We start from the raw sequence: 22,662 nt of genomic DNA on the forward strand, positions 1-22,662 counted from the left end.
AGCTGAGCGGCCGCGTTTGGCTGCGGCCTCCCGGGCATCCGGTGGGAGAATTGCACAGTGGCCCTACATGATTCCCTGATTCCCCTGCTCGGCTCCGGTGCCGACCCGGAACAGCTGGTGCATGTCCACGAAATACCTGCCCGCGAGGCCGTTCCGGTGCCCTGGCCGGACTGGGCACATCCCGACGTCGTTGGCGCCTACGCCAAGGTGGGTGTCTCTGAACCGTGGCGCCATCAGATCGAGGCCGCAGAAGCTGCCCACTCCGGGCAGCACACGATTATTTCCACCGGCACCGCGTCCGGAAAGTCCCTGGCCTACCTGCTGCCGGTGCTGGATGAAATCCACCGCACGGCACTGGATGACCGGGTCACGCTCGAGCCGACCGGTTCGGTGGCCCTGTATCTGGCACCCACCAAGGCTCTGGCCGCCGATCAGCTTTCCGCCGTGAACGCACTGCAGCTTCCCACGGTGCGTGCTGAAACGTACGACGGCGACACGGACACCGGTGCGCGGCGCTGGATCCGGGACCACGCCAACCTGGTGCTGGCCAACCCAGACATGCTGCATTTTGGCGTGCTCCCCAACCACGCCTGGTGGGCGCGGTTCTTCCGCCGGCTCAAGTACGTCATCATCGACGAGGCCCACAGCTACCGCGGTGTCTTCGGCTCGAATGTTGCCAACCTCATGCGCCGGCTGCGCCGGATCTGCCGCTATTACGGCGCCAACCCGGTGTTCATCGGCGCCTCCGCCACCTCCGCGGACCCGGCCTCCTCCTTCGGCCGGCTAATCGGCGACGAGGTCACCGCCGTCACCCGCGATGCCTCCCCGCACGGCGCCACCACCGTGGCACTCTGGGAGCCGCAGCTCACCGAGCTCAAGGGTGAGAACGGAGTACGCTCCCGCCGGACGGTCATTGCCGAAACCTCCGATCTGCTGGCGAATCTGGTGGCCGCGCAGGTCCGGACCATCGCCTTCATCAAGTCCCGCCGCGGCGCCGAGACCATTGCCACCATCACCCGGCGGCTCCTGGACGAGGTGCACCCCTCGCTGCCGGACCGGGTGGCCGCGTACCGGTCCGGCTATCTGCCCGAGGAGCGGCGTGAGTTGGAACGGCGTCTGCGCAGCGGTGAACTGCTGGGGATTTCCAGCACCTCCGCCCTGGAGCTGGGTATTGATATCTCCGGGCTCGACGCCGTGCTGGTAGCCGGCTGGCCCGGCACCCGGGCTTCCCTGTTCCAGCAGATTGGCCGTGCCGGCCGTTCCGGACAGGATGCACTGGCGGCGTTTGTGGCCAGCGATGACCCGCTGGACACGTACCTGGTGCACCATCCGGAGGCGATCTTCGACATTTCAGTGGAAGCCACCGTCTTTGACCCCTCCAATCCCTATGTGCTGGGTCCGCACCTCTGTGCTGCAGCCGCTGAAATCCCGCTGACTCCCGATGAACGGGAACTGTTCGGTCCCACTGCTGCGGGCCTGCTCGATCAGCTGGTGGACCAGGGATACCTGCGCCGGCGGCCCTCGGGCTGGTTCTGGACGCACGCTGAAAGCGCCGCCTCGATGGTGAATCTGCGGGCGGACGGCGGCGGGCCCATCAATATCGTGGAGTCGGACACCGGCATGCTGCTGGGCACCATGGACTCGCCGCAGAGCCAGTATCAGGCCCATACCGGCGCGGTCTACGTGCACCAGGGACAGACTTTCCTGGTGGACGAACTCAACGAGGCCGACCACTGCGCCATGGTCACCCGCGGCAACCCCGAGTTCTACACCCAGGCCCGGGACATCACCCAGATCCAGGTGCTCGAAACGGAACGGACCTCGCACTGGGGGGAAATCCAGGTCTGCTTCGGCACCGTCAAGGTCACCACCCAAGTTGTCTCCTTTCAGCGAAAGGCCCTGATCTCCAACGAGATCCTGGGCGAGGAGCCGCTGGAGCTGGAAGCCAAGGAACTGTTCACCAAGGCGGTGTGGTTTGTCATCGACGAGCACCTGCTCACCGGTGCGGGCCTGATTCCGGCCGACTTCCCCGGCGCCCTGCACGCGGCCGAGCATGCATCCATCGGAATGCTGCCGCTGATCGCGACCTCCGACCGATGGGACATCGGCGGTGTTTCCACGGCGCTGCACGCCGACACCGAGAAGCCCACCATCTTCGTGTACGACGGTCACCCCGGCGGTGCCGGCTTCGCCGAACGGGCCTACGAAGCGGCCGAGCTGTGGCTGACCGCCACCCGGGATGCCATTAGGGCCTGCGAGTGCGAGCGCGGCTGCCCCTCCTGCGTGCAGTCGCCCAAGTGCGGAAACAAGAACAATCCGCTGTCCAAATCCGGTGCAGTGACCCTGCTGCAGGTGCTGCTGGACAACGCCCGCAACAGGGAAACCGAACCCGGCCGGCGGCTGGATCCCGCTGCCGCCTCCGCCGCCCCGCCCACTGACTGATTCCGAACCGCGGAACATCATCGGTGACGCCCGGCCACGCCGTGTCACGGCGGCGGACCTGCCCTGGCATGACCGGTGGCAGAACCCATGAGCAGGGGAACCGTCACCTGGGTTTCCACCTGCACGCTCTTCTCACCGGCGGTCACCGTGCAGCCGGACAGCACGGCACCGTTGCGTCCGGCGACCTCCCCGGCCACCAGGCACGGGTCTCCCACCCGGAGTTCCCGCACGGCATCTGCGGCCGCCAGCGCCGCCAGATCCGCGGCGGTGGCAGCCCGGCTGGCTGCCACTGAAGTCTGCAGCAACAGCAGGACCGTGCCGCAGAGGAACAGCAGCAGCAAACCTGTTCCAAGCATCAGCACGGTGCCCGCACCCTGCTCGGAGTTACCTCCTTTCCCGGTTAGGGCCTTGGCCCTCTCCTTACCCACGGCAGATCCCTTCCTGCTGGTTGTTCTGCTGGACGTCTACTTGCCCGGCGGCAGGGACTCCGGAAGTGCCGAGGCTGAGGCGGTCAGCTCGAGCGGCAGCCGGTCCAGCAGCGGCGCCGAGACGGACGAAATGACTTCCACCCGGGCCCATTCGCCGTCGGCCGAGACCTTTACCTGTGCTCCGTCTCCCGCGATTCGACGGGCCGCCGCTTCCGCTTCCACAGTGCTGCCGCGCATGACTTCACGGGCCGCAGCACGCGCTGCCTCCTCGACGCGGAGCTGGGTTGCCCCCGCAGCCACACCGGTTAGTACTGCGGCCAGCAGCAGCGCCACTGCGGGCAGGCCGACCGCCAATTCGGCGGTTACCGCGCCCCGGTCAGAGGCAGCAGAAGCAGCCGGATCCGTCCGCATCGCGGTTACCCCAGGGTGAGGGCGCTGCGGATCAGCCCCATCAGCAGGGAACGCACCTCCCCGCTGCCCAAGACGGCAACCAGCAGGGCGGCAAAGGCAACGGCCGCCAAGGTGGCAATGGCATATTCTGCAGTGGCCATTCCCGCTTCAGGGTGACGGAAGCTCATCCGGCTGCGGGCGGCGCCGGCAGGCGGGCCCAAAGGAACGTTCTCGGCTGTCCGCGGGTAGAGGACGGTCACGCTGCCCTTTCCCCTGCCATTGCCGCCGCCCTCCGCGGAAACCCGAGTTCCGGACAGCCCCTCGGCCTGTACGGCCCTGACATCCAAAGTCGGGACTGTTGCATCCGGGCAGCTGCGGCCGCGCTGAGCGGTGCTGGCGGATCTGCTTATACCTGGCATGGTTCCTCCTGGTGTGATGACGAGTATTCATAACTGCGCCGCTCTTGAAACGGTGACTTGATTCTTCAGCGGCCCCTGCTCCGGCAACAGAAACGATCCGGCCGTTCCGGATAACGCTCCAGCTCAAGTCGGCTGTGGAGGATGAGCAGGTTATGGAAGAGCGGGCAGGAGGGACAGCAGCAGGGGCACCACGGTCAGCACTACAAAGGCGGGCAGCGCGCACAACCCCAGGGGAACCACGAGCCGCACCCCCAGAGCTGCCGCCCGGCGTTCCGCTTCCCGGGCGCGCCGTCGGCGGATCTGCGCGGCTTCCGCCAACAGGACCGCGGCGGACGGCGCCCCCGTGGTGGCAACGAATTTCAGGGCATCACGCAGATCGGCTGCCGGAGTCGTCACAGCACTCGAATGCGATGCCGCCAGGTCCCAGGCCGCCGCCCAGGGAGCGCCGAGTTCCAAAGCGGCCTGCACCCGCCGCAGACATGCTGACGTACCCGGGTCGACCACATCGGCGAGGATGCCAAGCGCTTGGAGCAGGGGTTGGCCGGCGTCCAGCATGGCTGCCGTCAGATCCAGCATCAAGGCAGGGTCCGCGATGCCCGGGGCGCCACCGGCAGGGTCCGCAACGCCTGCACGCCGAAGGGGGCCTGCCCCCGGCGCGGGCCGGACCCCGGAGCCAGCGAATCCGTCGGGCAGAAGATTCCGCCGCGCGGCATTCGTTTCTGTCCCCCACAACAGGCTGAAGGCTGCAGCCAGCAGGACCGCCACCAAAGCCCCTGCCATCAACTACCGGCTGCCTGACGCACCAGCCCACGCGACCAGAATCTGCCGATCAGCGCCAAAGCAACACCGGCCGCTCCTGCCAGCCATCCCAACGGGCTGCCCAGCAGCACGCCCAGGGGGTCCCCTCCCACCACATATCCAAGGCCCAGCCCTCCCGCCGGCAGCCAGGTCAGCAGCCTGGCCGTTGCCTGCGGCCCGGCCATCGCCGTTTCGCGGGCAGCCTCACTGTCCAACCCGCTTTCGAGCTGCGCCGCGTACCTGCCGAGGACCCCTGCGAGGGCCGCCCCGCTGCGCTCGGACACTGCCACACAGGCCGCCAGTTCCACCCACAGCGCCGCCAGGGGATCGGTGCGTCCGTGTTCCTTTCTGCCTCTCGTCCTTTGAGCCGGATCCCGACGGCTCCGTTGACCGCCCCGGGCCGCCATCTGAAATACCGGTACCGGGCTCAGCCCCAGCGAAGCAGCCTGCGCCGCAGCGTCCAAAACCGGCAGCAGCCGTTGTGCCAACGAACCGTCAGATGGCGGACCGTTGGAGCTTTGCAGGGCGGCCGCGTCCGCCCACAGCAAGTGCGGTGCCCGTCCGGCGGCCAGCAGCCCGGTGAGCTGATGGATCAGCAGCGGCACATCCTGCAGCGCGGGATCGGAGCGGCGCCTGCGGAACCGTCGTCGAAACCATCCGGGCACCGCATCGGCCGGTGACCGGGGGAAGCGCTGCCGCGAGAGCTGAACCGGCACACGGGAACTTGGCAGCAGCAGCGCCGCTCCCACCCCCAGCAGCACAGCCACCCACACTCCGGTCATGAGACGGAGGTTTCCAGCACTGCGGCAGGATCTGCGGGCTGCTGCCGTGTGCCCGGGGGAACAGTGCCCGGCGCGGGTTGGCCTTCACCGCCGAGGCGTTCCTGCAGCGCTGCCCACCCCCGGGCATGGCGGCCGGGAGCGTCCGGGGGCAGCAGGGGCAACAGCGCAGGCACAGCCAGCAGCCGGCCGTCCGGGTCAGCGGTAATGGCGGCGATTTCTGCAATCCTGCGGCCGGAGGCACCGCGGGTAAGGTGTACCACCACATCCAGTGCACTTGCCGCCTGCAGGTTGACCGCGGTACTGCTCATTCCGGCCAGGGCGCCGAGGGCTGCCAGCCGGGCAGGGACGCTGGCGGCGGAGTTGGCGTGGATGGTGCCGCCGGCGCCGTCGTGGCCCGTGTTCATGGCGGCCAACAGTTCACGGACCTCGGCGCCGCGGCATTCCCCCACAATCAGCCGGTCCGGCCGCATCCGCAGCGCCTGCCGGACCAGCTCGGCCTGGTCCACGGAACCGGCTCCCTCCACGTTTCCGTGCCGGCTCTGCAAACCAACAACGTGGGGATGACGCGGGTCCAGTTCTGCAGCATCCTCAACGAGCACCAGCCGCTCATGCGGCTGGCTGAGGGACAGCAGGGTGGACAGCAGAGTGGTCTTTCCGGTGCCGGTGGCTCCGCTGATCAGAAAATTCAGGCGGGATGCGATGATCCGCCGAAGCACCACCGCGACCTCCGGGTCCACGGCACCGCCGGCCTGGAGTTCCTCCAGCGTGAAGGTCAAGGTGCGTCGGATGCGGATGGAGAGCAGCGTGGAACCGGTGGAGACCGGACGAAGCACTGCATGCACCCGATAACCGCGCAGCTGCACATCCACGCAGGGGTTGGCATCGTCCAGCCGGCGTCCACCAGCGGCAATCAGCCGGGCGGCCAGGGACTGGACCTCGGCATCGGAGCCGAACCGCAGGCCGGTCAGTTCCAAACCATGCCCGCTGTCCACCCACACCCGGTCCGGACCGTTCACCAGGATGTCGCTGATGCCGGGCAACTCCGCGAGTTCCTGCAGCGGCCCCAGGCCCTGCAGTTCTGCCTGCACCCGGTCCACGGCGCGCAGGGCACCCTCGGCGCCCAGCAGCCGCCCGCTCGAGTGCACGGCTGCCGCCAGCCGTGCAGGGGTCACTGGTTCGCCGTCATCGAGCATTCGCCGGCGGACCTCCCGAACCATCGGCGCATCGCCCGCACGGGGAGACTCTTGGGCACCGGACACCGCATGTGAGGCCCGGCGGCCCCGCTGCCCGCTCATGACCGGACCTCGCCGGCTGCTGCGACAGGCTCGCTCAGTTCAGGGGCCAGGCGTCCCACCAGCTGGCCGGTGACCCTGCGGATGTTCCTCCGGCGGCCACGTTCCAGCAGCAGCCCGCGGGCCTCGGCATGCTCGAGATTTCGGGCATGGGGCAGATATCCGGCCAGCGGCAACCCGGCGGAGTCCGCGGCTCGGGCGTCATCCAGACCGTCACCGAGCGGGCCCCGGATGACGGCTGCCTTCGGCACTCCGGTCCCAAGGCTCCGGTGCAGGGATCTGGCCGCCAGCACGGGTCGCAACCGTCCCAGGACCACTACCAGCAGGGCGTCGCAGGAGAGCAGCAGCTGACCGGAACGGGCAGATGCACAGTCCACTACGGTCAGGGCGAAGGCGGCCCGGGCCGCGTCCATGACCGCACGGTTGCTCTCCGGATTGGATTCTCCGGAGGATTGCTCTTCGAAGTAGCCGGCTTCGGTACTTTCTGCCGGTTCGGCGGCACCGGAAAGCAGCGCGAAACCGGAGACGTGGGGAAGCGCAGAGACGAGCTGCACCGGATTCAGGGCGCCGCGGACATCCGCCAGGTCCGGCCAGCGCACCCCGGGCACTTCGCTGCTCCCCAGGCTGGTGTCCAGTCCTCCTCCGCAGGGATCGCCGTCCACCAAAAGCGCGGACATCCCCTGTTCGGCAGCTTCGTGTGCGAGCCAGCAGGACAGCGTGGAGGCCCCCGCTCCGCCGCTGCCGCCAATCACTCCCAGCACAAAACCCGAGGCGTGGCTGCGTCGGCGGCTCAAAAACTCGGCCAGCCATGCGGAAGCATCCGGAAGCACAGCAACCCGAGCCGCTTCCAGCCGGGCCGCATCCTGCCACAGGCCGGTGTCCTGCGCAGTGCCCACCAGAATTGTCTCAATACCGCGGGGATCCAACCGGCTGTGCTGCCGACGGCCGGGCAGGCCTGCAGCCGCCAGGTCGCTGCCCAGCAGCAGCACCTCAGGATTCCGGGCGAGGGCTGCGGCAGCTGTCGGCAGCACTTCAAGGCTGATGCCAGCCGCCGCCGCGATCCGCGCCACTTCATCCTGCAGCCGTTGCGATCCGGTGGCCAGGACCACCGCCGTCGAAGTATCTAAGGCCGCGGAATGGGCGGGAGCCGAACGGTTTTGGGTTCGGAGCCGGAAACGTAAGGGCGCTCGAGGAACATCTCCGAGCATCTGCGCGGCCCGCTTCGCCGGAACGGCCCTGCGGGGTTGAGTCGCCGGTATCCACAGCTGTTGATCGCTCATGGTGCCACTCTGCCCCTGTCCAGGCAGGGAAAGGCAGGTGCCTCCCCTGATGGGGACAAGGCGGAGCTCCCAGCGCGCTGTGGAGGAGGAGCCGGACCTGGTGGCCCGTCATGCTGCGGAAAACATCCGCATCGCCGAGCAGGGACAATGGAACCATGTACGTTCTCCTCACCCTTGCCGGGCCGGGCGAAGCCGCCGGGTCCCTGCTGCTGCAGGAAACGGACGACGCCGGGCAGCCCACCGCGCCTCCCGCCGTCGTCGCCCCCTCTTCGCTGGCCGCAGCAGTGCGCAGTTACGAGGACCGTCCGCAGAACGTCCGCTGGGTTTTCGGCAGCACAAGGGAGATTTACCCCCTGCTGCTCGAGGCCGGCGCCACGGTGGAACGCAGCCATGATCTGGCCCTGGTCCGCGGCATCCTGCGTTTTTCCGAAGCCGTTCCGGCGTCCCCTTATATAGAGAAACTGCGCGCCGAGACGCCGGGCGAGGAAGCAGACCTGCTCCCCCGCCAGCTGCTGCCGGTGCAGCCGGCACCGAACCAAAGCTCACTGTTTGAGGAACTCGAAGGCTTCGACGCCCTGGCCGGCACGCGCGGCCCCTCGCTGCAGGACCAGGTAGGAGAGCTGCAGGACCAGCTCGCTGCCGCGGCCGGCTCCTCCGCCCCGCGGCGGCTGGCACTGCTGCTGGCGGCGGAATCCGCCGGCGGACTGATTGCCGTGGAAATGGAACACGCCGGTCTGCCCTGGCGGCGGGACATCCACGAAGCCATGCTGGAGTCCGAACTGGGACCGCGCCCGGCCGAGGGAGCGCGCCCGGTGCGGCTGGAACAATTGGCCGCGGAGCTGCGGGACAAGCTGGGCAACCCGGGGTTCAATCCGGACTCGCCGCAGGAACTGCTGCGCGCCCTGCACCGGGCCGGCATTGAAGTGAAGACCACCCGGTCCTGGGAACTGCAGCAGCACGAGCATCCCGCCGTCGCGCCGCTGCTGGAATACAAGCGGCTGTCCCGGCTGCTGACCGCCAACGGCTGGACCTGGCTGGATGCCTGGGTGGACGGCGGCCGGTTCCGGCCCGAGTACGTAGTGGGCGGGGTCGTCTCCGGCCGCTGGGCCTCCCGCGGCGGCGGCGCCCTGCAGATCCCCAAATATGTGCGCGACGCCGTGCGCCCGGATCCGGGGCACCGCCTCATTGTCGCCGATGCCGCCCAGCTTGAGCCGCGGGTCCTCGCCGCCCTGGGACAGGACAACGCCCTGGCCGCCGCAGCCCGCGGCAAGGACCTGTACCAGGGCATCGCCGACCAGAACTTCAACGGCGACCGGGCCCTGGCCAAGATGGCGATGCTCGGGGCCATGTACGGGGCCACTTCGGGCGAGGCCGGACGGCTGATGCCCGCCCTGACCCGGTCCTATCCGCAGGCCATTGCCGTGGTGGAGCGCGGGGCCCGGGCCGGGGAGTCCGGCAGAGTGGTCAGCAGCCATCTGGGCCGCAGCTCCCCTCCGGTCTCCGACCGCTGGCTGCGTGCCCAGCAAAGCACCTCCGCCGAAGAGCAGCGCCGTGCCGACTCACTGGCCCGCTCGCAGGGCCGGTTCACCCGCAACTTTGTCGTGCAGTCCACAGCGGCGGAATGGGCCCTGTGCTGGCTGGCGGAAATACGACGGCGGCTGCGGGCGGCGTCGTCGGCGGCACCTGCCGGACAGCTGGTGTTTTTCCTGCATGACGAAGTGATGCTCCATGTGCCGGCGGAGCGGGCCGAGGAAGTCAGCGCTCTGGTCACCGAAGCGGCCGCGGCAGCCACCCACCTGCTGTTCGGGCAGATTCCGCTGGAGTTCCCGGTGGTGGCCGTAACCGTGGACTCCTACGCGGAGGCCAAGTAGCGCTCCGGCTAAATAGCCGGAACGATCTCCCGGCTTTCATCCCAGGGCAGGGTCCAGCCCAGTTCTTCAAGCACCCCGTTAAGGATGATTCCGGTGAAGCCCCACACCAGGACGCCGTTCACGAGGAACGCCGGCGAGCGGTGCTTCTGCCGGCCGTTGCCCAGCATCGCGGTGCGCCGGTTCTCCGGGTTCAGCAGGTCCGCGACCGGCACCCGGAACACGGACGCGGATTCGCCGTAATCCACCACGTCCACCGGCGTGGGCCGGTCCCACCAGCCCAGCACCGGGGTCACCAGAAAGTTGCTGATCGGCAGTCCCGCTTCCGGCAGGGTTCCCAGCACGACGACGCCGGACGGGTCCAGTCCCGTTTCCTCCTGCGCTTCGCGCAGCGCGGCAGCCACCGGGCCGGAGTCAGCGGCGTCCACGGATCCGCCCGGAAAGGCCACCTGCCCGGGATGGTCGTTCAGGGTTGCGGCCCGTTCCACAAGCAGCACGTCCAGTTCTTCCGGAACGCCGGCGGAACGAAAATCAGCGGGCTTGTCATCCAGGTTTCCAAAAAGGATCAGCACGGCGGCACGGCGGGCCGTGGCCGGATCCACGCTGCGGCGCAGCAGCTCCAGGTTGGCATCAAAACTGGTGGTGCGCGCGGAGGCCGAGGCCCCCAGCTCGCGCAGGTCAGCATAGGCACTCATGCTTCAAGCCCGTAGCCGGCGGCGCGCAGCTGGGCACGGGTTTCCGCAGCCATCATCCGGGCGTGCAGCTCCTCGCGGCCGGGAGCCAGCTCATACTTCAACAGTTTCTTCGCCTTCACGGGATCCGTTTCACCCTCACCGTAAGAGGGGCACAGGGCCGCAACGGCGCAGGCTCCGCAGGCGGGGTTCTTGGCGTGGCAGACCCGGCGCCCGTGGAAAACTACCCGGTTGGACAGCGGAGTCCAGTCCTTGGGTTCAAACAGCTCGGCCACATCTTCTTCGACCTTCACCGGGTCCTTGGCGGTGGTCCAGCCGAACCGGCGCGAAAGCCGGCCAAAGTGCGTGTCCACCGTGATGCCCGGAATGCCGAAGGCATTGCCGAGCACCACGTTCGCCGTCTTCCGGCCCACTCCCGGCAGGGTGACGAGCTCTTCCAGCTTGTCCGGCACCTCGCCGTCGTACTCATCAACCAGCCGGGTGGACAGGGCCTTGATACTGGCCGCTTTGGCACGGAAGAAGCCAGTGGGCCGGATCAGTTCCTGCAGTTCCATCTCATCCGCCTCGGACAGGGCCTTGGCGTCCGGATAACGGGCAAAAAGCGCGGGAGTGACCGCGTTGACCCGGATATCGGTGGTTTGGGCGGACAGGACGGTTGCCACCAGCAGCTCAAAGGCGTTGGTGAAGTCCAGTTCCGCCACAGCGTAGGGATACAGTTCCCCCAGCATCCGGTTGATCTTCCGGGCCCTGCGTTTCAGTGCCAGCAGGGAGGAGTCGCTCCCGGTTGCCTTTGCCACGTGGTTGATGTCCTTCTGTTGCCGGTTACGCCGGTTCGGCTGGTGCGGACGGTTCCGGACTACTCGCCGGAATCTTCGCCCACACGCTCAATGTTGCTCAGGTCCCGCAGCACGCCAATGCGGCCGGTGCGCTTGTCCTGCACCAGGAACTCAGTGCCGCGGTCTTCCAGACCCAGCTCCCAGTCCCCCGGATGGAACATGAACAGCGGCAGGCCGGTGCGCTCATCCACGATCTGGCGCGGAGTGCCAACGGCAAACCAGAACGCTTCAACCACGTTCTCGGACTCTTCGCGGGTGGCGCTGATGGATTCGGTGGCAGGCGACGACACCTGGGCCGACGCCTTGGCAGCAGGCTCGGCTTCCGCGGACTTTGCCGGTACCACCGAGTTAACCGTGGTGGCCGCGAGGGCATTGTCGCTGCTGGGGGCAGCGGCGGCCTGAGAGGCCGCAGGAGCCTGAGAGGCGGCAGGAGTCTTGGCAGCACCGGCTGCCGTGGGGGCAGCTTCCGTGCGGGCAGGTTCGGCGGCGGAAGAGGCCGGGGCAGGTACGGGGTTGGCGGCGGCGGGGGCCACGGCACCCTGGGCCGCGGATCCCTTGTTCACGGATCCCTTGTCTGCCGGCGCAGCGGTTTCAGCAGCAGCAGGTTCGACGGCGGCGGGTGCAGCACCGGTTTCGGCGGCTGCAGGAACGCCGTTGACTGCAGGTTCGTCGGCCTCGGGGGCAACACCGTCGTCGGCCTTGCGGCCGAACAGCCCGGTCGGAGCCAGCTTGCCCATTCCCTTGCCCATTCCGGCGAAGCGCGACTCAGCCGGCTTGGCACCGTTCACGGCATTCTCGCCGGTTTCGGTGGAAGCGGCGGGGCGCTCCGGTGCGGGGCGTGCAGGGCGACGGGTCAGACGCACGGCATCGCGGGCCATCACGTGGGCAGGCGTTTCGGGGCGCTCAGCGAACTCGCGGGAGAAGGGCGGGATGTGCGGGGCGAGCGTGGTGGCAGCCACCAGGCCGAGGGAACCGATCAGGGTCAGCAAGGCACCGATGGTGAACTCGTTGACCAGCTGCAGGAAGAAGAAGGCAAGGGCCAGAAGTGCCACCACGGAACCGAACTGGTCAACCGACAGCGAGCCAACGCGGTATTTCAGCTCGGGGGCCAGCCGGCGGGCGGCAAAGAGTCCGGCGACGACCAGCGGCAGGATGATGCCGATGGCCAGGAAGAACAGCGGCGTTGCCGGTGCCCACAGATTGACTTCAAGCCCAAAGGCAAGGCTCCACGGCAGCAGGGATCCGATCAGCATGAGGAGGACCGAACCGCCAACCACGGTGTCGCGCAGGCCAAACGGGCCCAGAACTGCAGTCCGGGCTTTGTCCTGGCCGGCGGAAAGGCTCTCGGCTGGCGCCGGAGTCTCCGCCGCCTTTCGGGCGTCGTTCTCAACGGGGGGCTGATTCATTCTGTTCTCCATTCGCGGCCGCCGCCTGCGGACCCGCAGACAGCTGCGGATGACGGCAAAGGGCGGGTCGCTTGCACGGTTCAAAAGTGGTTGCTTCCCTGCACAGCCTAGTCAACACCCGGACGTCAGACTAGCCGAACTGCCGCACGCCCACCGGCCGTGATCGACCGCTCACCGCACGTTTGCCCCCGCTGCCGGGCGCAAATGTGACGGTTGACACGCATGAGCACGATCAGCGTTAGGGTTGTTCCAACGCTACGGCAGCCCCCCGATCCGGGCTGGACCGTGGGCAAGCAGCTAGCGAAAGGGTTCACGATGTCTGAACAGTCCCCCGTCAAACAGCACGGCGACGCACTGGAGAACCTGCTCCATGAGCACCGCAGCTTTCCGCCCAGCGCTGATTTTGCGGCCAACGCAGTCGCCCAGCCCTCGCTGTATGAAGAGGCCTCGGCGCAGGGACCGGAGTTCTGGGCCAACCAAGCGCGCAGCCTGCTGACCTGGGACGAGGACTTCACCCAGACCCTTGACTGGTCGGACGCCCCCTTCGCCAAGTGGTTCGTCGGCGGAAAGCTCAACGCCGCGTACAACGCGCTGGACCGCCATGTTGAGGCCGGCCGCGGCGACCGCGTGGCCATTTACTTCGAGGGCGAGCCGGGCGACACACGCACCTACACCTATGCCCAGCTCACCGAAGAGGTCAAAAAGGCAGCCAATGCCTTCGAATCCCTCGGCGTGAGCAAGGGCGACCGGGTGGCCGTGTACCTGCCCATGATTCCCGAGGCAGTGATCACCATGCTTGCCTGCGCCCGAATCGGTGCCGTCCACTCGGTGGTCTTTGGCGGCTTCTCCGCCGACGCGCTGCGCAGCCGGATTGACGACGCCGAAGCCAAGCTGGTGGTTACCGCTGACGGCTCCTACCGGCGCGGCAAGCCCACCGCCCTGAAACCGGCTGTGGACGAGTCCCTGTTGAAGGAAGGCCACACTGTCAGCAGCGTCCTGGTGGTCCGTCGCAACGGCGAACCGGTGCAGTGGACCGAGGGCCGGGACATCTGGTGGGATGACGCCGTGGGAAACGCGAGCGCCGAGCACACCCCGGTGGCACACGATTCCGAACATCCGCTGTTCATCCTGTACACCTCCGGCACCACGGGCAAACCCAAGGGCATTCTGCACACCACCGGCGGATATTTGGCACAGACCGCCTTCACGCACCGCAACACCTTTGATCTGCGCCCCGAAAGCGACGTGTACTGGTGCACTGCTGACATCGGCTGGGTCACCGGGCACAGCTACGTGACCTATGCCCCGCTGGTCAACGGCGCCACCCAGCTCATTTACGAGGGCACCCCGGACACCCCCCACCAGGGCCGCTGGTGGGAACTGGTGGAAAAGTACAAGGTTTCCATTCTTTACACGGCTCCCACCGCCATCCGGACCTGCATGAAGTGGGGCCGGGACATTCCCGGGAAGTTCAACCTGGACTCCCTCCGCGTCCTGGGTTCCGTGGGCGAACCCATCAACCCCGAGGCCTGGATGTGGTACCGCACGGTCATCGGCGCCAACGGCGGCAAGAAGGAAAACCCGGCCCCCATTGTGGACACCTGGTGGCAGACGGAGACCGGCGCGCACATGATCGCTCCGATGCCCGGCGTGACCGCCACCAAGCCCGGCTCCGCGCAGGTTGCCGTGCCCGGCATCTCCATTGACGTGGTGGATGAAATGGGCGAATCGGTGCCCAACGGTTCCGGCGGCTTCCTGGTGGTGAAGGAGCCGTGGCCCGCCATGCTGCGCGGAATCTGGGGTGACCCGGAGCGTTTCAAGCAGACGTACTGGTCCCGGTTCGACAACATGTACTTTGCCGGCGACGGCGCCAAGAAAGACGAGGACGGCGATATCTGGCTGCTGGGCCGCGTGGATGACGTGATGAACGTATCCGGCCACCGGCTCTCCACCACGGAGATCGAGTCGGCGCTGGTGAGCCACCCGTCGGTGGCGGAGGCCGCCGTCGTCGGGGCGCGGGACGAAACCACGGGTGAAGCCGTGGTGGCGTTTGTGATCCTGCGCGGCAGTGCCAAGGACGACGACGACATCGTCACCACCCTGCGCAACCACGTGGGCAAGGAAATCGGTCCGATCGCCAAGCCGCGGCACATCCTGGTGGTGCCGGAGCTGCCCAAGACCCGCTCCGGCAAAATCATGCGCCGCCTGCTCAAGGATGTTGCCGAAGGCCGCGAAGCCGGGGATTCCAGCACGCTGGCGGACAACACGGTGATGCAGCAGATCGCGGAGTCGATGCGGAAGTAACCCCTCCAAGAAACTACCCCGCGAAATAACAGAAGGTGCGCTTCCCAGATCTGGGAAGCGCACCTTCTGCCATTTCGCGCCGGGGGTAGGAAGGCAGTTAGCCGACGGTGACGTCGAGCTCGACGTCGATGTTGCCGCGGGTCGCGTTGGAGTACGGGCACACCTGGTGGGCTGACTCCACCAGCTTCTCGGCGGTGGCCTGGTCCACGCCGGACATCTCCACATGCAGGGCAACGCCAAGCTTGAAGCCGACTTCCTGCTTGTAGATGCTGACGTCGGCGGTGATGGCGGCGTCGGCGATCGGAGCCTTTTCCGCACGGGCGATCATCTTCAGGGCGGACAGGAAGCAGGCCGCGTAACCGGCGGCGAAGAGCTGCTCCGGGTTGGTGCCGTCTCCGGCGCCGCCCATTTCCTTCGGAGTGGCCAGGTTGAGCTTCAGCTGGCCGTCGCTGGTCTGGGCTTCTCCGTTGCGGCCGTCTCCGGACGCGGTGGCAACTGCTGTGTACAAAGCGCTCATGGCAACTCCTTCAGGTTCGTGGTCAGGTAGACTAACTAGTACGTCTACCTGTCGCCCCAGTAAACGCGCCTTTGCAGCATTCCGCAACTCAGGAGGATTTCATGACCGTCCAGCCGCCGGTGCGCACCCGCATCCTGGATGCCGCCGCCGCACTGTTCTATTCCGAGGGCATCCGCGCCGTCAGCGCGGACCGGATTATCGCCGCGGCCAAAACCACCAAGGTGACGTTCTACCGCCACTTCCGCACCAAGGAAGATCTGGTGGTGGCCTACCTCCAGGCGCAGTCGGACCGGATCCGTGCGGCGGCAGAAAACCTGAGCCCGGACCCCTGCACCGGCCTGGCGGAACTCGCCCGGGCCATGGGAGCCGAAACCTGCCTTCCCGGTTTCCGCGGCTGCCCGTTCATCAATGCTGCCGCTGAGTTTCCGGATGCCGATTCTCCGGTCCGGGCCGTGGTCAATGAGCATCGGCAGTGGCTGCATGCGGAGGTCAGCGGCCGGCTTGCCCGGCTGGGGGCGGCGGATCCGGATGCCTTGGCGGATCAGCTGCTGATGCTGCGCGACGGCGCCATGGTGCACGGCTACGTGGCCGATCCCGAAGGTGTAACCCAATCCCTGGTCAGCGCCGGGCGGGCCATCCTCGGCAGTGCACTGCACTGACCCGGACTGTTCCGAAACCCTGCCCCAATGTGACATCCCGCTCATGAACTTGGCAGCGAAGCACCCGGGGTAGCAGAATCAGTGCTCGTGTCTACCACCAGCACTTCCTCCCCAAGCCTCCCGCCCGCCTCTTCGGCCCCGCAGCAGCCGCTTCCCCGCTCCCGGCGGATGGCCCGCAAGGTTGCCGGCGCCTCCTTTGTGGGCACGGCCCTGGAATCCTATGACTTCTACGTCTTTGGAACCGCAGCCGCCCTGGTCCTGAACCGGATTTTCTTTCCGGAGGTCGATCCGCTGATCGGCACCCTGCTGTCCTTCCTGTCCCTGGGTATCGGCTTCATCGCCCGCCCCCTCGGTGCCATTCTCTTTGGCCACATCGGCGACCGGATCGGCCGCAAGAAGTCCCTGATCTGGACCATCGTCCTGATGGGCACCGCCACCGGCGTCATCGGCCTGCTGCCGGACTACAACACCATCGGTGTCTGGGCCCCCGCACTGCTGGTCCTCCTGCGGCTGCTGCAGGGCCTGGCAGTGGGCGGCGAGTGGGGCGGAGCCGTCCTCATAGCCACCGAGCATGCCGAACCGCGCCGGCGCGCGCTCTATGCCGCCATCCCGCAGATCGGTTCCCCCGTGGGAACCATCATGGTCACGGGCATCTTCCTGGCCCTGGCCAATGTTTCGCCGGAAACCATGGAGGCCGGCCTGTGGCGGGTTCCGTTCCTGCTGGCCTTCCCCTTCATGGCCGTGGCCCTGTACCTGCGCTTCGCCATTGAGGAAACTCCCGTTTTCAAGGACGTGGCCGGACACCAGGCCCTGCCCCGCGTGCCGGTGCTGGAGGTCCTGAAGACCCAGCGGCTGGCCGTACTGGTTGCCACCGCAGCCTCCCTGCTGGGCATCGGTTCCTACTTCCTCATGACCACCTACACCCAGGCCTACGGCACTGAGCAGCTGGGCCTGAGCAGCTCCACGGTGCTCAATGCCGCGCTGGTGGGATCAGTCCTGCAGCTGGCCACCATTCCGGCGTTCGGCTGGCTCGCCACCCGGATCGGCTCGGCCCGCATGGTGGCCGCCGGCGCCGTGGCCACCCTGCTGATTTCCTTCCCGCTGTACTGGATTATCAGCACGGCGGACCAGACCACCTATATCCTGACCATCCTCATCGGCGGCATTGCTCCCACCGCGGCCTGGGCAGCACTGGGCGGCCTGATGGCCGACCTCTTCCCGGCCCGGACCAGCTTCACGGCCCTGTCCCTGGCGTACAGCTTCGCCGGCATCCTCGCCGGCTTTGCCCCGGCCGTTACCTCCGCCTTTGCTCAGGCGACGGACAGTGCGTGGTGGCATCCCGGCGTCGTACTGGCCCTGATGTCACTGGTGACGATCATCGGCGCGCTGGCAGCGGGCCGCATGACACGCCGCCATGAGTCGGCCGCCGCATCCGATCGGATTGGCGCATAGTTAATCCATGACTGCCTCCCGCACCCGCAACCTGCTGATCCTCAACGGACCCAACCTGAACCTTCTGGGCATGCGTGAACCCGGAATCTACGGGACCGGAACGCTCGACGACGTTGAGGCGCTGGTGCAGGAGGCGGCGGAATCCTCCGGCTGGACGGTGGACTGCATCCAGTCCAACCATGAAGGGGATCTGATCGACGCCATTCACGGAGCCCCGGGGCTGGCCGACGCGATTGTCATTAATCCGGCGGCGTACAGCCACACGTCGGTGGCCATCCCCGATGCGCTCTCCGGCGTGGGCCTGCCCGTGGTGGAGGTCCACCTGAGCAACATCCACCGGCGCGAGGAATTCCGGCACCACTCCTACGTGTCCGCAGTGGCCGACGCCGTCATCTGCGGGGCGGGGATCGCCGGCTACAAGATGGCCGTGGACTACCTAACCGCCCGGCTGGACAGGGAAGCGGCGCAGGACTGAGCCCGGGTTACTCGCCGGAAATGCACTGACCGGAAGATACCGCGTCCTGATACCCCGGGGCGGCATCCGCCACCGGACCGAGTTCAGCCAGGGACAGCGCATAGCCAATCGGCTGGTCTCCGGTGGTCTTGGCGAAGATGACGCCGGCCACCCGGCCGTCAACGTCCAGCAGCGGTCCGCCGGAATTGCCCTGCTGCACGTCGGCGGCGAGGGTGTAGACCTCCACCGTTTCAGGCGAAGACCCGTAGATGTTCCGGACGGAAACATCGGACAGGCGTTCCACGTTCGCGGCCTGGAGCCGGAACGGACCGCCGGCGGGATACCCGGCAAAAGCGGCTTCGGTGCCGTTGGGCAGGACGTCCCCCAGCGGAATCGGATCCGCCTCCAGGTTGTCCACGGCGAGGACGGCCAGGTCGTGTGCGCTGTCGAAGTACACCACTTCACCGGGGAGCGCACCGCCGCCCGGAACCTGAACCACGGGCTTGGAGACTCCGGCCACCACATGGGCGTTGGTAATCACCCGGTCATCGGCCACCACAAAACCTGAGCCGGTCTGGTTCTGCCCGCATTGGTACGCAGTTCCCGTGATCTTCACCACCGAGTCCGACGCCGTCTGCAGCGCTGCCGAGGACAGCTCCTGGTCGGGAGCAACCACGGTTTCGGGCGCCGCGCTGTCCAAGATGGTCGGCAGGCCTTCGGCCAGCGTGAAGGACCGCACCTCGGCGGTCCAGGTCTTCACCCGCTCCGGAGTGGCCTCGTCAATGGTGCTCAGCACCTTGGAGGAGGTGATCTGCTGCGAGAGGAACGGCACACCCAGCGTGTTGACGCTGAACGCCAGCATGGACATGATCACGGCGGACACCGCCAGGTTCACGGCGCCGCCCAGCAGACGGTCCAGGAAACGCAGCGGCGGAAAGTTGAGCCAGCGGCGGATTCCGCGGCCCAGCGCGGCTCCCGCCGCGTGGCCGCCCAGAACCAGCACCACAATAGTGGCAATGACCGCCACCAGGCGCCAGCCCTCGTCGGGCACCCAGGACGTCACCAGCGGGATTGCGAAGAAGGCAGCCACAGCTCCGGCAACAAAGCCGACGATGCCGCCCAAAGTCACCACCAGGCCATTGCGCAAACCGGCGATGAGATAGAACAACAGCGCCAAAAGCAGAATGACGTCGAGCAGTGAAAATCCGAGCAAAACAGCTCCAAATGCGTTGAAGAAGGGGTCGTGGAGGCCGTGGACAGGCGACTCCTGCCTCCCGAGTTTAGCGGTCCAAGCTGTGGGCGCCGTCCGCAGCACCTCCCGCAGGGCAGCACGTCGGGGCGTCCTTTTTATCATCCGTGGGCGAACAAAGCTATTACAGGTGTCACATGGGGCCGCAGTGCGAGAAGATAATAGAAGGGACAACTATTTACAGGAGATTTCATGGATATCGAGGTACTGCGCCGTGCGCCACTGTTCGCCTCACTGGGAGACGACGTCTTCGCAGCTCTGACCGACGAGTTGACCGAGGTCGACCTTTCGCGCGGTGCATCAGTTTTCCGCGAGGGTGACCAGGGCGACCAGCTGTATTTCATCGTGTCCGGAAAGATCAAGCTCGGCCGCTCGGCCCCAGACGGCCGCGAGAACCTGCTGGCCATCCTCGGCCCGGGCGAACTCTTCGGCGAAATGGCGCTGTTTGATCCCAGCCCGCGCAACGCCACCGCCACCGCGGTGTCTGAGACCCGCCTCGCCGGACTGCGTCATGACAACCTGAAGGCGCTGCTGGAAACGCGCCCCGAGGTGTCGGTCCAGCTGCTTCAGGCTTTGGCCCGCCGCCTGCGCCGCACCAACGAGTCCCTTGCGGACCTCGTTTTCTCGGACGTTCCCGGCCGCGTGGCCAAGGCACTGCTGGATCTCGCGGACCGCTTCGGCCGGCCGGCGACTGACGGCATCTTGGTAGCCCACGAGCTGACCCAGGAAGAGCTGGCCCAGCTGGTCGGCGCTTCCCGCGAAACCGTGAACAAGGCACTTGCTGAGTTTGTCCAGCGCGGCTGGCTGCGCCTGGAAGCACGCGCAGTCGTCATTCTGGACGTGCAGCGCCTGCGCCAGCGCTCCCGCTAGGTCTTTCCGACCCGTAGACAACGACGACGGCGCCGCTCCCCTTAACCGGGGGCGGCGCCGTCGTCGTTTTTAAGCCGTTGCTCATCCGGCAGCCCGGCCGGTCACCCGTCCAGCCAGTGCGGCGGCACCGCCAGGTCCGGCGGCAGGACGGTTGCCGCATTGCCCCGGGCAGCGCTGAGCTGCGGCTGCGTCAGGTACAGGGCTCGAGAGAGGTCGGCACCTTCCAGCCGGGCGTCCCGAAAATCCGCGCCGAGCAGGTCCGCGCCGGACAAATCACTGCCGCGCAGGTCGGCGGCGATGAGATAGGCGCCCCGCAGATCCGCACCGCACAGTTGCCGGGCACTGAGGTTCCGCCCCATCAGGTCGGCGCCGGGCCGCATCTCGGCGCCCAGGTGGCCGGTACCGGCAGCCCGGTAAGCGGACCGCACCTCTTCACTGACGTCCATCAGCGTGCGCCTCACCCGGGAATGCAGATCCGGCACATCCAGCACCAGCAGCTGCGGCAGTTCCTCCATGGCTGCCAGGATGGTGGTCCGCAGCCCCAGCACGGCGGCCACCGTGTCGGGGTCATAAGTGCGGGTCCGGGCCTCGGCCAGGTACCAGAGCATTTCGTGGAGCTGCCGGACGGATGTGAACGCGGCAAACATCGCGTCTTTGCTGCCGGGGTCCTCGAGCCAGCTGATTCCCTCGAATAAGTCCCGGGACACCTTTTGGCCGGCCCCGAAGCAGTCGAAGACTGTGCACCCGCGGAATCCGCGGGGGCGCAGCCGGTCGTGGATGGTGCAGGAGAAGTCGGCCGAGAGGTTCGGGCACACAGAGCCCGCGGGTTTGTCGAGTGCGAAATCTGCCGACCGGGAGAAGCCAAAGGCCGTACAGCAGAGGGCAAAGCAGTTACTGCAGTCGGGGCGCAGGGACTGCCGGGCAGCGGCAGTGTTCAGGGATGTCGGGGATTGTGCTGAAGAAGGTCGCATGGTGTCTTCCAGTGGTGAGTCCGGTGGCGGGCCGTGGCGGGGGAACTCCGCAGGGAGTTCCCCCGCAGGACACACATCATCACCGCTCCGCACAGGAGCGAACTGGAATTACTGCGAAGGCTCTGGGTCACAGAGGAAGGGTAAGTTTCACTGCGGCCAGAGTACCTGACCGCGGGCCTGGACAAGGCCGGCAGGCCGGCGTGTCAGCGGCCCCGCTGCGCAGAACCTTCGGGGACGCCGCTGAGCGGCACCGCAAGCCAGTAGCCGCCGTCGGCCTGCACCAGCTCGGGCTGGAAAACGGCGGCGGGCCGGCGGGAGGTCAGATACGCGATGCAGCCGCGGGCCCGGGCCAGCTTTTCCAGGACCAGCTCGACCTGCGGAACGGTCAGTTCCGCCAGGGTCAGGCCGGTCGTGTCCGGCAGCCCGATTTCATCCCCCAGAGCGGTGGTGTCCCGGTTGGCTATCTCCGCCGCTGCGGAACGCCACTGCCCCCAGCTGCCCTTGCCCTCCAGCAGCGAGGCTTCCTGGCCCATGGGCTGCACCACGGCAAAGTAGCGGGTATCAAAGCGGCGCAGGGCAAAGTCGGCGGTCTGCCAGTTGGAGAGCGGACGCAGCAGATCGGTGCGCAGGCCCAGGCCGCGGCGGGTCAGAAGATCCAGGAAGGACGCGTCCGAGCTGGCAATCGCTGCGCGTGCAGCCATCCATTCCGGGCCGCGGTTTGCCTCGAGCAGGGTCGACTCGTCCGGACCGGCAAGGAGGATTCCGGTTTCCTCGAACAGTTCACGGATGGCGGCCACCACGTGGCGGCGGGCCAGCCGGGCATCGTCGATGCCCATGGTCTTGGCCCACACTGCCGGCGCCGGACCGTACCAGGTGGTGGCGTCGTCGTCACCCGGATCGATGCTCCCGCCCGGGAAGGCCACCCTGCCCAGCGGAGATTCACCGCGGCGGTACGCCAGATAGGTCTCGGTGCCGCGCGGCGAATCCCGCACCAGCACCACCGAGGATGCCAGGCGCGGCTTGCGCGGGGTGCGGTCACCATGTTCAAACCAGCTTTCCGCGGCTCCCCGAAGATACGGGGGAACCGGGAAAAGCCGTACGGAGGAGTTAGGCAAATTCAGCAATCACTTCTACTTCAACGGGAGAGTCCAGCGGCAGTACGGCCACCCCGACGGCGGAGCGGGCATGGATGCCTGCCTCACCGAAGACCTTTCCCAGTAATTCGGATGCACCGTTGATGACGGCGGGCTGTCCGGTGAAGGACGGGTCCGAGGCCACGAAGCCCACCACCTTGACGATGCGGCTGATGCGGTCCAGATCACCGATCTGGGCCTTGATGGCGGCCAGCGCGTTCACGGCGCAGGTGGCAGCATAGGCGGCTGCGTCCTCGGCGGACACTTCGGCACCCACTTTGCCGGCCGCAGGCAACACGCCGGAGACAAACGGCAATTGGCCGGATGTGTAGACGTAGTTGCCCGTCACTACGGCCGGAACGTACGCGGCCACGGGGGCAGCGACGTCGGGCATGTCAATGCCCAGCTCCGCCAGCCTCC

Annotated in this window: 22 protein-coding genes; 7 read left to right on the forward strand and 15 right to left on the reverse strand. The window is 67.3% G+C overall.

The window, feature by feature from the left end; translation table 11 throughout:
- The first annotated feature begins 57 nt into the window (after window positions 1–57).
- On the forward strand, window positions 58–2,442 hold the full coding sequence (locus AC4D2Q_RS03230; protein ID WP_490944911.1) for a DEAD/DEAH box helicase: 2,385 nt from the start codon (window positions 58–60) through the stop codon (window positions 2,440–2,442).
- Between the two features lie 44 nt (window positions 2,443–2,486).
- On the opposite strand, the gene AC4D2Q_RS03235 is transcribed toward AC4D2Q_RS03230, so the two are convergent.
- The 7 genes from AC4D2Q_RS03235 to ssd all read right to left on the reverse strand — a co-directional run bounded on the left by AC4D2Q_RS03235 (window position 2,487) and on the right by ssd (window position 7,831).
- Window positions 2,487–2,870, reverse strand: a complete 384-nt coding sequence (locus AC4D2Q_RS03235) for an Rv3654c family TadE-like protein (protein ID WP_490944913.1) — start codon at window positions 2,868–2,870, stop codon at window positions 2,487–2,489.
- A gap of 36 nt (window positions 2,871–2,906) precedes the next feature.
- Window positions 2,907–3,281: a TadE family type IV pilus minor pilin gene (locus AC4D2Q_RS03240; RefSeq protein WP_490944916.1), complete on the reverse strand. Its 375-nt coding sequence runs from the start codon at window positions 3,279–3,281 to the stop codon at window positions 2,907–2,909.
- A 5-nt stretch (window positions 3,282–3,286) separates the two neighbouring features.
- Complete coding sequence (locus AC4D2Q_RS03245) at window positions 3,287–3,520, reverse strand: DUF4244 domain-containing protein (RefSeq protein ID WP_490944918.1); 234 nt, start codon at window positions 3,518–3,520, stop codon at window positions 3,287–3,289.
- Between the two features lie 309 nt (window positions 3,521–3,829).
- Window positions 3,830–4,459 carry a type II secretion system F family protein gene (locus AC4D2Q_RS03250; protein WP_490944920.1) on the reverse strand — a complete coding sequence of 210 codons (630 nt, stop codon included), beginning with the start codon at window positions 4,457–4,459 and terminating at the stop codon, window positions 3,830–3,832.
- Window positions 4,459–5,259: a hypothetical protein gene (locus AC4D2Q_RS03255; protein ID WP_490944922.1), complete on the reverse strand. Its 801-nt coding sequence runs from the start codon at window positions 5,257–5,259 to the stop codon at window positions 4,459–4,461. The genes AC4D2Q_RS03250 and AC4D2Q_RS03255 overlap by 1 nt, the downstream gene beginning before the upstream one ends.
- The gene (locus AC4D2Q_RS03260; RefSeq protein ID WP_490944924.1) at window positions 5,256–6,554 is read right to left on the reverse strand and encodes a TadA family conjugal transfer-associated ATPase; all 1,299 of its coding nucleotides are present in this window, start codon (window positions 6,552–6,554) and stop codon (window positions 5,256–5,258) included. Before AC4D2Q_RS03260 ends, AC4D2Q_RS03255 begins: the two co-directional genes overlap by 4 nt.
- On the reverse strand, window positions 6,551–7,831 hold the full coding sequence (gene ssd, locus AC4D2Q_RS03265; RefSeq protein WP_490944926.1) for a septum site-determining protein Ssd: 1,281 nt from the start codon (window positions 7,829–7,831) through the stop codon (window positions 6,551–6,553). Before ssd ends, AC4D2Q_RS03260 begins: the two co-directional genes overlap by 4 nt.
- A 155-nt stretch (window positions 7,832–7,986) precedes the next feature.
- Between ssd and AC4D2Q_RS03270 the strand changes: the two genes are divergently transcribed.
- Window positions 7,987–9,702: a bifunctional 3'-5' exonuclease/DNA polymerase gene (locus tag AC4D2Q_RS03270; protein ID WP_490944928.1), complete on the forward strand. Its 1,716-nt coding sequence runs from the start codon at window positions 7,987–7,989 to the stop codon at window positions 9,700–9,702.
- An 8-nt stretch (window positions 9,703–9,710) separates the two neighbouring features.
- Here AC4D2Q_RS03270 and AC4D2Q_RS03275 read toward each other — a convergent pair whose 3' ends face one another.
- Genes AC4D2Q_RS03275 through AC4D2Q_RS03285 form a run of 3 tightly spaced genes read right to left on the reverse strand, consistent with a single transcriptional unit; the run spans window position 9,711 to window position 12,633 of the window.
- Entirely contained in the window at window positions 9,711–10,394 is a 684-nt protein-coding gene (locus AC4D2Q_RS03275; protein WP_490944930.1) for an NUDIX hydrolase, read from the reverse strand.
- A complete protein-coding gene (gene nth / locus AC4D2Q_RS03280; protein WP_490944933.1) occupies window positions 10,391–11,188 on the reverse strand; it encodes an endonuclease III in 798 nt (265 codons plus the stop codon). The genes AC4D2Q_RS03275 and nth overlap by 4 nt, the downstream gene beginning before the upstream one ends.
- 59 nt (window positions 11,189–11,247) lie before the next feature.
- Window positions 11,248–12,633, reverse strand: coding sequence for a hypothetical protein (locus AC4D2Q_RS03285; protein WP_490944935.1), 1,386 nt, complete (start codon window positions 12,631–12,633; stop codon window positions 11,248–11,250).
- 315 nt (window positions 12,634–12,948) lie between these two features.
- Here AC4D2Q_RS03285 and acs point away from each other — a divergent pair, with 315 nt between their 5' ends.
- Window positions 12,949–14,937, forward strand: a complete 1,989-nt coding sequence (gene acs, locus AC4D2Q_RS03290; protein ID WP_490944937.1) for an acetate--CoA ligase — start codon at window positions 12,949–12,951, stop codon at window positions 14,935–14,937.
- 97 nt (window positions 14,938–15,034) lie between these two features.
- Here acs and AC4D2Q_RS03295 read toward each other — a convergent pair whose 3' ends face one another.
- On the reverse strand, window positions 15,035–15,454 hold the full coding sequence (locus AC4D2Q_RS03295) for an organic hydroperoxide resistance protein (RefSeq protein ID WP_490926228.1): 420 nt from the start codon (window positions 15,452–15,454) through the stop codon (window positions 15,035–15,037).
- A gap of 101 nt (window positions 15,455–15,555) precedes the next feature.
- On the opposite strand from AC4D2Q_RS03295, the gene AC4D2Q_RS03300 reads away from it, so the two are divergent.
- The 3 genes from AC4D2Q_RS03300 to aroQ all read left to right on the forward strand — a co-directional run bounded on the left by AC4D2Q_RS03300 (window position 15,556) and on the right by aroQ (window position 18,040).
- Complete coding sequence (locus AC4D2Q_RS03300) at window positions 15,556–16,113, forward strand: TetR/AcrR family transcriptional regulator (RefSeq protein WP_490944939.1); 558 nt, start codon at window positions 15,556–15,558, stop codon at window positions 16,111–16,113.
- 87 nt (window positions 16,114–16,200) lie between these two features.
- Entirely contained in the window at window positions 16,201–17,565 is a 1,365-nt protein-coding gene (locus AC4D2Q_RS03305; RefSeq protein WP_490944941.1) for an MFS transporter, read from the forward strand.
- Between the two features lie 7 nt (window positions 17,566–17,572).
- A complete protein-coding gene (aroQ, locus tag AC4D2Q_RS03310; protein ID WP_490926225.1) occupies window positions 17,573–18,040 on the forward strand; it encodes a type II 3-dehydroquinate dehydratase in 468 nt (155 codons plus the stop codon).
- A 7-nt stretch (window positions 18,041–18,047) separates the two neighbouring features.
- Here the strand turns inward: aroQ and AC4D2Q_RS03315 are convergent, their stop codons facing one another.
- Window positions 18,048–19,232 carry a MarP family serine protease gene (locus tag AC4D2Q_RS03315; RefSeq protein WP_490926224.1) on the reverse strand — a complete coding sequence of 395 codons (1,185 nt, stop codon included), beginning with the start codon at window positions 19,230–19,232 and terminating at the stop codon, window positions 18,048–18,050.
- Window positions 19,233–19,460: 228 nt separating this feature from the next.
- On the opposite strand from AC4D2Q_RS03315, the gene AC4D2Q_RS03320 reads away from it, so the two are divergent.
- Window positions 19,461–20,138 (forward strand): Crp/Fnr family transcriptional regulator, encoded by a 678-nt coding sequence (locus tag AC4D2Q_RS03320; RefSeq protein WP_104053107.1) that lies wholly within the window; start codon window positions 19,461–19,463, stop codon window positions 20,136–20,138.
- Window positions 20,139–20,239: 101 nt separating this feature from the next.
- Here the strand turns inward: AC4D2Q_RS03320 and AC4D2Q_RS03325 are convergent, their stop codons facing one another.
- The 3 genes from AC4D2Q_RS03325 to AC4D2Q_RS03335 all read right to left on the reverse strand — a co-directional run bounded on the left by AC4D2Q_RS03325 (window position 20,240) and on the right by AC4D2Q_RS03335 (window position 22,636).
- Window positions 20,240–21,109: a pentapeptide repeat-containing protein gene (locus tag AC4D2Q_RS03325; RefSeq protein WP_490944944.1), complete on the reverse strand. Its 870-nt coding sequence runs from the start codon at window positions 21,107–21,109 to the stop codon at window positions 20,240–20,242.
- Between the two features lie 203 nt (window positions 21,110–21,312).
- A complete protein-coding gene (locus AC4D2Q_RS03330; RefSeq protein ID WP_490945698.1) occupies window positions 21,313–22,224 on the reverse strand; it encodes an NUDIX hydrolase in 912 nt (303 codons plus the stop codon).
- Entirely contained in the window at window positions 22,217–22,636 is a 420-nt protein-coding gene (locus AC4D2Q_RS03335; protein WP_490926809.1) for a RidA family protein, read from the reverse strand. The genes AC4D2Q_RS03330 and AC4D2Q_RS03335 overlap by 8 nt, the downstream gene beginning before the upstream one ends.
- Window positions 22,637–22,662: the final 26 nt, after the last annotated feature.

This window comes from Arthrobacter sp. TJ-178, assembly GCF_058269275.1.

Excerpts from the sequence above, each read along its gene's own strand:
- ssd (WP_490944926.1), bottom strand. The coding sequence starts at position 7,831 with ATGAGCGATCAACAGCTGTGGATACCGGCGACTCAACCCCGCAGGGCC.
- AC4D2Q_RS03260 (WP_490944924.1), bottom strand. The coding sequence starts at position 6,554 with ATGAGCGGGCAGCGGGGCCGCCGGGCCTCACATGCGGTGTCCGGTGCC.
- AC4D2Q_RS03325 (WP_490944944.1), bottom strand. The coding sequence starts at position 21,109 with ATGCGACCTTCTTCAGCACAATCCCCGACATCCCTGAACACTGCCGCT.
- AC4D2Q_RS03250 (WP_490944920.1), bottom strand. The coding sequence starts at position 4,459 with ATGGCAGGGGCTTTGGTGGCGGTCCTGCTGGCTGCAGCCTTCAGCCTG.
- AC4D2Q_RS03285 (WP_490944935.1), bottom strand. The coding sequence starts at position 12,633 with ATGAATCAGCCCCCCGTTGAGAACGACGCCCGAAAGGCGGCGGAGACT.
- AC4D2Q_RS03240 (WP_490944916.1), bottom strand. The coding sequence starts at position 3,281 with ATGCGGACGGATCCGGCTGCTTCTGCTGCCTCTGACCGGGGCGCGGTA.
- AC4D2Q_RS03295 (WP_490926228.1), bottom strand. The coding sequence starts at position 15,454 with ATGAGCGCTTTGTACACAGCAGTTGCCACCGCGTCCGGAGACGGCCGC.
- aroQ (WP_490926225.1), top strand. The coding sequence starts at position 17,573 with ATGACTGCCTCCCGCACCCGCAACCTGCTGATCCTCAACGGACCCAAC.
- AC4D2Q_RS03270 (WP_490944928.1), top strand. The coding sequence starts at position 7,987 with ATGTACGTTCTCCTCACCCTTGCCGGGCCGGGCGAAGCCGCCGGGTCC.
- acs (WP_490944937.1), top strand. The coding sequence starts at position 12,949 with ATGTCTGAACAGTCCCCCGTCAAACAGCACGGCGACGCACTGGAGAAC.
- AC4D2Q_RS03320 (WP_104053107.1), top strand. The coding sequence starts at position 19,461 with ATGGATATCGAGGTACTGCGCCGTGCGCCACTGTTCGCCTCACTGGGA.
- AC4D2Q_RS03275 (WP_490944930.1), bottom strand. The coding sequence starts at position 10,394 with ATGAGTGCCTATGCTGACCTGCGCGAGCTGGGGGCCTCGGCCTCCGCG.
- AC4D2Q_RS03335 (WP_490926809.1), bottom strand. The coding sequence starts at position 22,636 with ATGCCCGACGTCGCTGCCCCCGTGGCCGCGTACGTTCCGGCCGTAGTG.
- AC4D2Q_RS03300 (WP_490944939.1), top strand. The coding sequence starts at position 15,556 with ATGACCGTCCAGCCGCCGGTGCGCACCCGCATCCTGGATGCCGCCGCC.
- AC4D2Q_RS03255 (WP_490944922.1), bottom strand. The coding sequence starts at position 5,259 with ATGACCGGAGTGTGGGTGGCTGTGCTGCTGGGGGTGGGAGCGGCGCTG.